Raw genomic sequence first — 9,868 nt, 5'->3', positions numbered from 1 at the left:
CGCCAGGTTCGGGCTGGCCGAGCACGCCGAGGTGCCCGTGCACGCCCTGTCCGGCGGCCAGCGGCAGCTGCTGGCGCTCGCGTCGGTCCTCGCCACGGAACCCGCGGTGCTGGTGTGCGACGAGCCCACCACCCTGCTGGACCTGCGCTGGCGGGGAGTCGTCGACCGCCTGCTGGCGGACCTGGACCAGCAGGTCGTCGTGGTGACCCACGACCTGGACGCCGCGCTGCGCGCCGATCGCGTGATCGTCGTCGACGAAGGCGCCGTCGTGGTCGACGGGGAGGCCGGACCGGCCGTCGCGGCCTACCGCGCGCTGATGGAGGTCCGCTCGTGAGCGGCCCGATCCGGCCGCCGTGGGCCGGTCCGCTCGGCCTCTACCACCCCGGCACCACCGTCATCCACCGCGCGTCCGCCGGGTTCAAGCTCGCGTTCCTCGCCGTGTTCGCCGTCGCCGTCGTGTGGGTGCGCGGTCCCCTGTCCGCGGTGGTCGCCCTCGGCGTCGCCCTRCTCGCCCAGCTCGTCGCTCGCATCCCCTGGCACCGGACCACCCGCGGCCTCGCGCCCGCGCTGGTCACCGCCGCGCTCATCGGCGCCTACCAGTGGTGGGCCCGCGGCTGGGCGACGGCCGTCGAGGTCGCCGTCGACCTCGTCGCCCTCGTGCTCATGGGGGCAGTCGTCACGGCGACCACCCGCGCCGACACCCTGCTCGACGCGCTCGCGCGGCTGGCCCGGCCCTTGCGGCACGTCGGCCTCGCGCCGGAGACGTTCGCGCTGGCCGTGGGCCTGTTCCTGCGGACGATCCCGGTGCTCGCGCGCATGTCGCTCGAGACGCGGGACGCCGCCCGTGCCCGCGGGCTCGACCGGGAGCCGCGGGCGATCCTCGTCCCGGCGGCGGTGCGCATGGTGGCCCACGCGCGGGCGACCGGCGACGCGCTGGCCGCCCGGGGGCTCGGCGAGGACTGATCACCCGCTCTCGACGCGCGGGCCCGCCGATCCGTCGCTACGGTGCCTCGGTGACGTTCCAGGAGGGTGGCAGCTTCGGCGGCGGGCGTGTGCGCACCGGCGGCAACGGCGGGAAGATCGCGGCGGGCGGTGGCGGCGCCGTCGGGCTCATCGTGCTGCTCGTCTACCTGTTCTCCAACGGGCAGGTCGACCTGACCGGCGCCACGGGCGGCGGCGCGCCGCAGCCCGAGGGAACCGTCGGCGAGTGCACGGCGGAGCAGGCGAACACCGACCGCACCTGCCGGCTCAGCGCGACTCTCGACTCGCTCGACACCTACTGGAGCGCGACCGTCCCGGCGGCGGGCGCCCAGTTCAGCCAGCCGGACGCCGTCGCGTTCACCGACTCCGTCAGCACCGGCTGCGGCGACGCGACCAGTGCCACCGGGCCGTTCTACTGCCCGCCCGACGCCACGATCTACCTCGACGTCGCGTTCTTCGACCAGCTCAGCCAGCTCGGCGGCGAGGACGGTCCGCTCGCCGAGGAGTACGTGGTCGCGCACGAGTACGGCCACCACGTCCAGCAGATCACCGGCGTCATGGACCAGGCCGACCGGCAGGGCACCGGCGCCGAGTCCGACTCCGTCCGCACCGAGCTCCAGGCGGACTGCTACGCCGGCATGTGGGCCGGCACGGCCGCCACGACGGTCGACCCCGACACCGGCGTGACCTACCTCGAGCCGATCACGCCGGAACAGCTGCAGAACGCGCTGAACGCGGCGGCCGCGGTCGGCGACGACAACATCCAGCAGCAGTCCGGGGGCGGCGTGAACCCGGACACGTGGACGCACGGGTCGAGCGAGCAGCGCGAGCGCTGGTTCACCACCGGCTACCAGCAGCGCACGTTCGAGGCCTGCGACACGTTCGCCGCCGACCAGCTCTGAGACACGACGAAGGCCCCAGGGTCAGCCCGGGGCCTTCGTCGACGAGCGTGGTCAGATGGTGAAACCGGGCCCGCACGCGCACTGACGCAGCGCACGGGTCATTGCCCCCTGTGAGCAGCGCGTTCGTGCTGCTAGCGTCGGTCGCGTGAGCCAACCGCGCGCGGCCTTGCTACGAATCTCCCTCCTCGTCGCCCTGAGCAGCGCGGCCTTGGCCGCCTGTTCCAGCAGCGAAGACTCATCCGGAGCCGCTCTCGAGTCCAGCGACGTCACCGGGACCTGGTCGCAGACGGACACCGAGCCACCGGTCGACCTCGAGCTCGTCGACGGCGGCACGGTCAGCGGCAGCGACGGGTGCAACCAGCTGAACGGCACCTGGAAGATCGACGGCTCCGAGGTCCAGTTCGGTCCGTTCGCCGCGACCATGAAGGTGTGCGACAACGTCGACACCTGGCTGTCCGCAGCCGCATCGGCGAACGTCGACGGCGACCAGATGACGGTGTACAACGAGGACCACAAGGAGATCGGCGCCCTGTTCAAGCAGTGACGCCCGAACGATGAAGAGCCCGCACGCAACGACGAGTGCGGGGCGGCAACGATCAGTTCCGGAACGGCAGCGACGGTTCGCAGCTGACGAACATGCAGGTCAGCGACGCCGAAGGCCCCGGTCAGCATGCTGACCAGGGCCTTCGGATCTGTCGTCCTCAGATGTTGAAGCCGAGGGCGCGCATCTGCTCGCGGCCGTCGGGYGTGATCTTCTCGGGGCCCCACGGCGGCATCCACACCCAGTTGATGCGGAAGCCGTCGACCAGACCCTCGAGGGCCTGGGCCGACTGGTCCTCGATGACGTCCGTCAGCGGGCAGGCCGCCGACGTGAGCGTCATGTCGATGACCGCCGTGTTGGTCTGGTCGATGGTCAGCCCGTAGACCAGGCCGAGGTCGACGACGTTGATGCCCAGCTCGGGGTCGATGACGTCGCGCATGGCCTCCTCGACGTCGGCCACCGTGGTCGGGGCGGGCGAGGGCGTGTCCGTGCTCATGAGTTCTCCCGTGCGCCGGTCTTGATGAGTGCGTCGGTCAGCGCCGCCCAGCCGAGCAGGGCGCACTTGATCCGCGCGGGGTACTTGGCCACGCCGGTGAAGGCGGTGGCGTCGCCGAGGGTGTCCTCGGCCTCGTCGTCGAGGCCCGCGCCGCGCGTCTGCATGAGCGCGCGGAACGTGCCGCCGATCTGGTCGACGGTGGCCAGGTCGTTGCCGACCACCAGGTCGTGCAGCACGGAGACGGAGGCCTGCGAGATGCTGCAGCCCTGCCCGTCCCAGCGCACGTCCCGGATGATCGCGCCGCCGTCAGCCGTGCTGTCGACGTCGACCTGCAGCGTGACCTCGTCGCCGCACGTCGGGTTCACCTGGTGCGACTCGCCCGTGTGYAGGTGCAGGTCGCCTGCCGCGCCCAGCCCCTTGCCGTGCGGGAACTTCGCGTGGTCGAGGATGACCTGCTGGTACAGCTGTTCCATCGATCCCGTGCTCATGACACCTCCAGACCGAAGAACGCCCGGACCCCCGTCAGTGCTTCCCGGAAGACCTCGATCTCCTCGTCGGTCGTGTAGACCGCGGCGCTCGCGCGCGAGGTCGACGCTACGCCGAACCGCCGGTGCAAGGGCTGCGCGCAGTGGTGGCCCACCCGGACCGCGACGCCGGCGTCGTCGAGCACCTGGCCCACGTCGTGCGCGTGCACGCCGTCCACGACGAACGAGACCGTGGCCAGGCGGTCGCGGGTGTCGGTCGGTCCGATGACCCGCACGCCCGGCACCGACGCGACCGCGTCGAGCAGCAAGCCGGCCAGGTGCGCCTCGTGCGCGGCGACGGCGTCCATGCCCAGCTCGGCCAGGTACGACGCCGCGGCGCCCATCCCGACGGCCTGCGACACCATCTGCGTCCCCGCCTCGAACCGCTGGGGCGGCGGCGCGTAGGTCGTCGACTCCATGGTCACGACCTCGACCATCGACCCACCGGTGGTCACCGGCGGCATGGCCTCGAGCAGCTCGCGCCGTCCGTACAGCGCGCCGACCCCCGTGGGACCGAGCATCTTGTGCCCCGAGAACGCCGCGAAGTCGACCCCGAGCGCGGTCAGGTCGACCGGCAGGTGCGGCACCGACTGGCAGGCGTCCAGCACCGTCAGGGCGCCGACCGCGCGGGCGCGGGCGACGAACGGGGGCACCGGGGTGATCGCGCCCGTCACGTTCGAGGCGTGCGTGAACGCGAGCACCTTGGTGCGCTCCGTGACCACGGTGTCGAGGTCGTCGAGCCGGATGCGCCCGTCGCCCTCGACCCCGAGCCACTTCAGCGTCGCGCCCGTGCGGAACGCAAGCTCCTGCCACGGCACGAGGTTCGCGTGGTGCTCCGCCTCGGTCACGACGATCTCGTCGCCGGGGCCGAGCGCGAACTGCTGGGCAGCCGCTCCCCCGCGCCCGAGCGACGCGTTCGACATCGCGTAGGCCACGAGGTTGATACCGGCCGTGGCGTTCGACGTCCACACCAGCGAGCCCGGCGACACCCCGACGAACGACGCCACGCGGTCACGCGCGTCCTCGAACGCCTCGGTGGCCTCCTCGGCGAGCTGGTGGGCCCCCCGGTGCACGGCGGCGTTGCGCTGGATGTAGAAGTCCTGCTCGGCGTCCAGCACGACCTCGGGCTTCTGCGAGGTCGCCCCCGAGTCGAGGTACACCAGGGGCCGCCCGCCGCGCAGCGTCCGCGCGAGCAGCGGGAAGTCCGCGCGCACGGCAGCCAGCTCGGTCGCATCGAGCGTCCGGGCCGAGCCCTCCAGGGTGCTGGTCACCGTGATCCTCAGAGAACCGTGGCGCTCGACAGGAACCGGTCGTAACCCTCGTTCTCGAGGCGCTCGGCGAGCTCGGGGCCACCCTCCTCGGCGATCTTGCCGTCGACGAAGACGTGCACGAAGTCCGGGGTGATGTAGCGCAGGATGCGCGTGTAGTGGGTGATGAGCAGGACGCCCACGTCGCCGCCGGCCTTGACGCGGTTCAYGCCCTCCGACACGACGCGCAGCGCGTCGACGTCGAGGCCCGAGTCGGTCTCGTCGAGGATCGCGAACGCCGGCTTGAGCAGCTCCATCTGGAGGATCTCGTGGCGCTTCTTCTCGCCGCCGGAGAAGCCCTCGTTGACGGAACGCTCGGCGAACGCCGGGTCCATCCGCAGGTTGTCCATCGCGGTGCGGACGTCCTTGACCCACGTGCGCAGCGGCGGGGCGCTGCCGTCGATCGCGGTCTTGGCGGTCCGCAGGAAGTTCGAGACGCTGACGCCGGGGACCTCCACCGGGTACTGCATGGCGAGGAACAGGCCGGCGCGCGCCCGCTCGTCGACCGACATCGCGAGGACGTCGACGCCGTCGAGCGTCACGGTGCCCGAGGTGACCTGGTACTTCGGGTGGCCGGCGAGCGAGTACGCGAGCGTCGACTTGCCCGAGCCGTTGGGGCCCATGATGGCGTGCGTCTCGCCGCTGGCGACGGTCAGGTCGACGCCGCGCAGGATGGGCTTGGCGCCCTCCTTCGTCTCGACGCTGACGTGCAGGTCGCGGATCTCCAGGGTGGACATGCTGTTCCTTCCAGACTTCTTCAGAGCGGGGCGTCGACGTCGACCAGCACGCGCTGGCCGTCGACGGTCACGGGGTAGACGGGGACGGGCTGGACGGCGGGCGGGCCGGTGGGCTTGCCGGTGCGCAGGTCGAACCGCGAGCCGTGGAGCCAGCACTCGATCGTGCAGCCCTCCACCTCGCCGTCCGACAGCGAGACCGCGCCGTGCGAGCAGATGTCGCTGATGGCGTGCAGCTCGCCGTCGGAGTCACGCACGAGCGCGACCTCGACGGTGCCGTGCTCGGCCTCCAGCTCGACGCGGAACGTGCCCTCGACGGGCACGTCCTCGTCATAGCAGGCCAGCTGGGCGCTCATGCACGCTCCGTCGTGAGGGACACCTCGGAACCCTCGACGTGGCCGCCCTCCGACAGGGCGTCCAGCACGCTCATGGACTTCTCCAGCTCGCGCTCGATCGCGCCGATGAGGCGCTCCTCGATCGACGGGACGCCGATCTCGTGGATCAGCTCGGCGAAGAACCCGCGCACGACGAGCCGACGCGCGTCGGCCTCGGGGATGCCACGGGCACGCAGGTAGAAGAGYTGCTCGTCGTCGAACCGGCCTGTCGCGCTCGCGTGGCCCGCGCCCTCGATGAGGCCGGTCTCGATCTCGAGGTTCGGCACCGAGTCGGCGCGCGCGCCGTCGGACAGCACGAGGTTGCGGTTGAGCTCGTAGGTGTCGGTACCCTCGGCGGCCGCGCGGATGAGCACGTCGCCGACCCACACCGTGTGCGCGCCCTCGCCCTGCAGGGCGCCCTTGTACGTGACCCGCGAGATGCAGTTGGGCACCGCGTGGTCGACGAAGAGGCGCTGCTCCTGGTGCTGGCCGGCGTCGGCGAAGTACAGGCCGACCATCTTCACGTTGGCACCCTCGCCGACGAACTCGGCGTCGGGCGTGATCCGCACGACGTCGCCGCCGAGCGTSACCGCGATGTGCTTGACGGTGGCGTCSCGGCCGATSCGCAGSCGGTGCGAGGASGCGTGSACSGAGCCSTCGGCCCAGTCGTGCACGGTGACGACGGTCAGGTGCGCGCCCTCCTCGGCGACGATCTCGACGGTCTCCGTCAGCGCGGCGTGCCCGACGTGGTCGATGACGACGACGGCCTGCGACAGCGGCTTCGCGTGCACCAGCAGGTGCGTGGCGCTGGGCTCGAGCGACGCCTCGTGCGTGCCGGCACCCTCGACGCCCTCGATCCGGATCGACGTCACCTCGGAGGCGACGACCTCCTGCGGGATCGTGACGATCGTCGCGCGCGGGAACGACGCCCACGCCACGGCCGCGGTGCGGTCGCCGGGCTTGCCGGCCTTCCCCAGCCGCGCGTCGTCGCGCTCGACGATCTCGACGGTGACCTCGGGGGCCTCGACGACGGTCGTGAGCACGYCGTGGCCGTCCAGCACGCCGTCGGTCGCCGCGGCGAACAGCGGGGCGAGCCGGGCGACGGGAGCGAACCGCCACTCCTCCTCGCGGCCGTTGGGCACCGGGAAGTCGGCCACGTCGAACGACGTGGGGCGGGAGGCACGGGACGCCTCGGGCAGCGGCCCGACCCCGTGCGAGTGGCTCCCGTCGGCGGTCGCCCGCGAGTGATCGGTCGACAGGGAGTCTGTGGTGGTCGTCATCAGCCGACGGCCCCTTCCATCTGCAGCTCGATGAGGCGGTTCAGCTCGAGGGCGTACTCCATGGGCAGCTCACGGGCGATGGGCTCGACGAACCCGCGCACGATCATGGCCATGGCCTCGGTCTCGGGCATGCCTCGGGACATCAGGTAGAACAGCTGGTCCTCGCTCACGCGCGACACGGTCGCCTCGTGGCCCATCGACACGTCGTCCTCGCGGACGTCGACGTACGGATAGGTGTCCGAGCGGGAGATCTGGTCGACCAGCAGGGCGTCGCAGAGCACGTTCGACGCGGAGTGATGGGCGCCCTCGAGCACCTGCACCAGACCGCGGTAGGACGTGCGGCCACCGCCGCGCGCGACCGACTTGGAGACGATCGAGCTGGACGTGTGCGGCGCGGCGTGCACCATCTTCGCGCCCGCGTCCTGGTGCTGGCCCGCGCCGGCGAACGCGATCGACAGCGTCTCGCCGCGTGCGTGCTCGCCGAGGAGGTAGATGGCCGGGTACTTCATGGTGACCTTGGAGCCGATGTTGCCGTCGACCCACTCCATGGTGGCGCCCTCGGCCGCGGTCGCCCGCTTGGTGACCAGGTTGTACACGTTGTTCGACCAGTTCTGGATGGTCGTGTACCGGACGCGCGCGTTCTTCTTCACGATGATCTCGACCACCGCGGAGTGCAGCGAGTCGCTCGAGTAGACCGGCGCCGTACAACCCTCGACGTAGTGCACGTACGAGCCCTCGTCGGCGATGATCAGCGTCCGCTCGAACTGGCCCATGTTCTCGGTGTTGATCCGGAAGTAGGCCTGCAGCGGGATCTCGACGTGCACGCCCGGCGGCACGTAGACGAACGAGCCGCCCGACCAGACCGCGGTGTTGAGCGACGCGAACTTGTTGTCCCCGGGCGGGATGACCGAGCCGAAGTACTGCTCGAAGATCTCCGGGTGCTCGCGCAGCGCGGTGTCGGTGTCGAGGAAGATGACGCCCTGCTCCTCGAGCGACTCCTGGATCTGGTGGTAGACCACCTCGGACTCGTACTGCGCGGCGACGCCGGCGACGAGGCGCTGCTTCTCGGCCTCCGGGATGCCCAGGCGGTCGTACGTGCTCTTGATGTCCTCGGGCAGGTCCTCCCAGCTGGTGGCCTGCTTCTCGGTCGAGCGCACGAAGTACTTGATGTTGTCGAAGTCGATGCCCGACAGGTCCGAGCCCCACCAGGGCATGGGCTTCTTGTCGAACAGGCGCAGCGACTTCAGGCGCGTCTTGAGCATCCACTCGGGCTCGTTCTTGAGCGCGGAGATCTCCCGGACCTTGGCCTCCGACAGACCACGGGTCGCGACGGACCCGGCGGTGTCGGCGTCGTGCCAGCCGTAGTTGTAGTTCCCGATGGAGGCGATGGCCTCGTCCTGGGTCATCTGCGGCGCAGCGGCCGCAGTGCTGTCGGTCTGTGCACTCATGCTGATTGTCCTTCCACGGAGAGCACGGGGTGGGCAGGGGCGTGGGGGGCGTTCGAGATCGGGATGTTGGTGGTGCAGACGTGGCCGCCTCCGGCCAGCGTCGAGAGGCGTTGCACGTGCACGCCGAGAAGGCGCGAGAACGCGCGCGCCTCGGCCTCGCAGAGCTGAGGGAACTCGTGGGCGACGTCCTGCACGGGGCAGTGGCCMTGGCACAGCTGCATGGCGGCGCCACCCGGGGCCGGGCGCGCGGACGCCGCGTACCCGTCCGCGGCGAGTCCCTCGGCCAGCGCCCGGACGCGCGCGACGACGTCGTCCCCGGCCGCCTCGACGGCGGCGGTGTGCCGCTCCTCGAGATCCCGGACCCGTCGCTCGGCGAAGCCCTGGACGGCCTCGGGCCCGGCGGTCTCGGCGAGGAACCGCAGCGCCTGCGCCGCGATCTCGGAGTAGCGGTGCGACAGGGCTGCCTGGCCGCGGCTGGTGACGACGTAGCGGCGTGCCGGGCGGCCGCGTCCCTGCGGGCCACGGGAGGCGCCGTCGTGCACGGCGATCTGGTCGGTGGCCTCGAGGACCCCCAGGTGCCGACGGATCCCGGCGGGCGCGAGGTCGAGCTGCGCGGCCAGCTCGGCGGCGGACACCGGCCMGGCGCTCGCGACGATCTGGAGCACGCGCTGCCGCGTGCCGGCGTCGGACTCGGGGCTGTCCGCCACGACGTGGTCGACCGAGGGCAGCGTCGCGCTCATGCCACACCTCCGGCGGTCTCGTCAGGCTGCGAGGGGAAGACGGCACCCCGCGATATTGGCAACATCCTTGTTGCCAATATCCATCCCTGCAAGCAAGGAGACCCTTCGCTGAGGGTCGCGTCCCTCACACCCACGCGCACCTGCGTCGCACGACRGGCGCCCTAGACTTCCCTCTCGTGCCCGACTCCCCCGCGCTCGAGATCTCCGGGCTCGTCAAGCGTTACGGCGGTCGCGCCGTGGTCGACGGGCTCGACCTCGTCGCCCACCACGGTCAGGTCACCGCGGTGCTCGGGCCCAACGGTGCCGGCAAGACCACGACGGTCGAGTGCTGCGAAGGCCTGCGGGAGCCCGACGAGGGCACCGTGCGGGTGCTGGGCCAGGACCCGCTCAGGCAGGCGCGCGACCTGCGGCCGAGGGTCGGCGTCATGCTGCAGGACGGCGGCCTGCCCACCGGCGTCCGCGCCCAGGACATGCTCGCCCACGTCGCCAAGATGTACGCCGAGCCCCGTGACCTCGGCGAGCTCACCGAGCGCCTCGGCCT

General features: G+C 71.5%; 13 protein-coding genes. 5 read left to right on the top strand and 8 right to left on the bottom strand.

Translation table 11 applies throughout. From position 1 onward, the window contains the following. From ACXJKG_RS15715 to ACXJKG_RS15700, 4 genes are all read left to right on the top strand, one after another. A partial coding sequence (locus ACXJKG_RS15715) for an ATP-binding cassette domain-containing protein (protein ID WP_456846683.1) occupies nt 1-334 on the top strand: 334 nt, incomplete at its 5' end. Then, nucleotides 331-963, top strand: a complete 633-nt coding sequence (locus ACXJKG_RS15710) for an energy-coupling factor transporter transmembrane component T family protein (protein WP_456846682.1) — start codon at nt 331-333, stop codon at nt 961-963. The genes ACXJKG_RS15715 and ACXJKG_RS15710, both read left to right, overlap by 4 nt. Nucleotides 964-1,013: 50 nt before the next feature. Next, on the top strand, nt 1,014-1,883 hold the full coding sequence (gene ypfJ / locus ACXJKG_RS15705; RefSeq protein ID WP_456846681.1) for a KPN_02809 family neutral zinc metallopeptidase: 870 nt from the start codon (nt 1,014-1,016) through the stop codon (nt 1,881-1,883). Between the two features lie 145 nt (nt 1,884-2,028). Continuing rightward, a complete protein-coding gene (locus tag ACXJKG_RS15700; RefSeq protein ID WP_456846680.1) occupies nt 2,029-2,427 on the top strand; it encodes an META domain-containing protein in 399 nt (132 codons plus the stop codon). 157 nt (nt 2,428-2,584) lie between these two features. Here the strand turns inward: ACXJKG_RS15700 and ACXJKG_RS15695 are convergent, their stop codons facing one another. From ACXJKG_RS15695 to ACXJKG_RS15660, 8 genes are read right to left on the bottom strand one after another with little or no spacing between them, the layout of a single operon-like run. Beyond that, complete coding sequence (locus ACXJKG_RS15695) at nt 2,585-2,920, bottom strand: metal-sulfur cluster assembly factor (protein ID WP_456846679.1); 336 nt, start codon at nt 2,918-2,920, stop codon at nt 2,585-2,587. Further along, entirely contained in the window at nt 2,917-3,408 is a 492-nt protein-coding gene (gene sufU, locus ACXJKG_RS15690) for a Fe-S cluster assembly sulfur transfer protein SufU (protein WP_456846678.1), read from the bottom strand. Before sufU ends, ACXJKG_RS15695 begins: the two co-directional genes overlap by 4 nt. Continuing rightward, a complete protein-coding gene (locus tag ACXJKG_RS15685) occupies nt 3,405-4,715 on the bottom strand; it encodes a cysteine desulfurase (RefSeq protein ID WP_456846677.1) in 1,311 nt (436 codons plus the stop codon). The genes sufU and ACXJKG_RS15685 overlap by 4 nt, the downstream gene beginning before the upstream one ends. Before the next feature lie 8 nt (nt 4,716-4,723). Further along, nucleotides 4,724-5,488, bottom strand: a complete 765-nt coding sequence (gene sufC / locus ACXJKG_RS15680) for a Fe-S cluster assembly ATPase SufC (RefSeq protein ID WP_456846676.1) — start codon at nt 5,486-5,488, stop codon at nt 4,724-4,726. Nucleotides 5,489-5,508: 20 nt separating this feature from the next. After that, on the bottom strand, nt 5,509-5,841 hold the full coding sequence (locus ACXJKG_RS15675; protein WP_456846675.1) for a non-heme iron oxygenase ferredoxin subunit: 333 nt from the start codon (nt 5,839-5,841) through the stop codon (nt 5,509-5,511). After that, complete coding sequence (gene sufD / locus ACXJKG_RS15670; protein WP_456846674.1) at nt 5,838-7,139, bottom strand: Fe-S cluster assembly protein SufD; 1,302 nt, start codon at nt 7,137-7,139, stop codon at nt 5,838-5,840. Before sufD ends, ACXJKG_RS15675 begins: the two co-directional genes overlap by 4 nt. After that, the gene (gene sufB / locus ACXJKG_RS15665; protein WP_456846673.1) at nt 7,139-8,587 is read right to left on the bottom strand and encodes a Fe-S cluster assembly protein SufB; all 1,449 of its coding nucleotides are present in this window, start codon (nt 8,585-8,587) and stop codon (nt 7,139-7,141) included. The genes sufD and sufB overlap by 1 nt, the downstream gene beginning before the upstream one ends. Continuing rightward, the gene (locus ACXJKG_RS15660; protein WP_456846672.1) at nt 8,584-9,327 is read right to left on the bottom strand and encodes a helix-turn-helix transcriptional regulator; all 744 of its coding nucleotides are present in this window, start codon (nt 9,325-9,327) and stop codon (nt 8,584-8,586) included. The genes sufB and ACXJKG_RS15660 overlap by 4 nt, the downstream gene beginning before the upstream one ends. 176 nt (nt 9,328-9,503) lie before the next feature. Here ACXJKG_RS15660 and ACXJKG_RS15655 point away from each other — a divergent pair. Further along, on the top strand, nt 9,504-9,868 hold a 365-nt coding region (locus tag ACXJKG_RS15655; protein ID WP_456846671.1), incomplete at its 3' end, for an ATP-binding cassette domain-containing protein.

The organism is Cellulomonas sp. P5_C6, assembly GCF_054049635.1.
The sequence above is the reverse complement of the archived record's forward strand: the minus strand, read 5'-3'. Positions and strand labels throughout refer to the sequence as shown.